At 32.2% G+C, this 922-nt stretch carries 1 protein-coding gene; it reads right to left on the reverse strand.

Going from position 1 to position 922, the window contains the following annotated elements:
* Window positions 1-76: 76 nt before the first annotated feature.
* On the reverse strand, window positions 77-922 hold an 846-nt coding region (locus tag AC061C_RS15825; RefSeq protein WP_478291973.1), incomplete at its 5' end, for an IS4 family transposase.

Below are 922 nucleotides of genomic sequence, written 5' to 3' on the forward strand. Positions count from 1 at the left end.
TCACAGCTATCCGAAAGTTTTACTAAATAATAGAAAAACTGCCTCGACCCTTTATAAATAGGGTATGATTATAAAATTATGCTGAAAATAAGTCAGAACTGAATTTTAATTTTGGTTCTGGTCTTATTTTTTTTGCTCCATCTCCTACTTGATTGCAGACATAATCTAAACTTAGATAATACACTAAACAGATTCTGATTTTTTCGACCAGATTTGAGAAAGACTTTGTCTTTTTAGATATGGTTCTGTTTATCAATTCAATTAATAAGTAGCTAATCAATGCGATGTAAATTTGCGATTTAACCGCATTTTCACTTGTGCCTAGGAATGTTTTTATCTGTAGGTTTTGTTTCATTGCCTTGAAAAAAAGTTCAATATCCCATCTCTTTTTATACAAATCAGCTATTGTTCTAGCTGACCATTCTAAATTATTGGTTATGATTTCAATTACCTTGTTTTCGTCTTGCTTATAAACATGCACTAATCTTAGTTTTTGTTCATTAATCCCTGTCTCTATGGCTTTATTGCTGTTTAAAACAATAATTTCATCCTTAATAATATCTTGATCTTCCGCATCAGGTAAGTCCAATTCTTGGATGGATTTATACACTGTATTTGTCTTAATGCGAGTAACAAAAATATTTTCAGCTTGAATTCTATGCAGCATCAATGTAAAATCAAAATAAGCCCTGTCTTCCACTATAATTGTTCCTTTGGAAAAAACTAACTGACCTATGCCGTACCGGTCGTGTATTTTCGCTTCTGTTATATTTACCAAGTCCGGAATTTGTAAATTGTCATCCCAGCACGTGTGTATTTTTAAACCCCCTTTTGCTGTCCGAAACTTTGCCCAATCAAACATGTTTAAACACAGGCTGATTGTGGTACTGTCAATCAATTTTATATTTTGGTCTTTAATCTC

This window comes from Flavobacterium sp. GNP010, assembly GCF_056428945.1.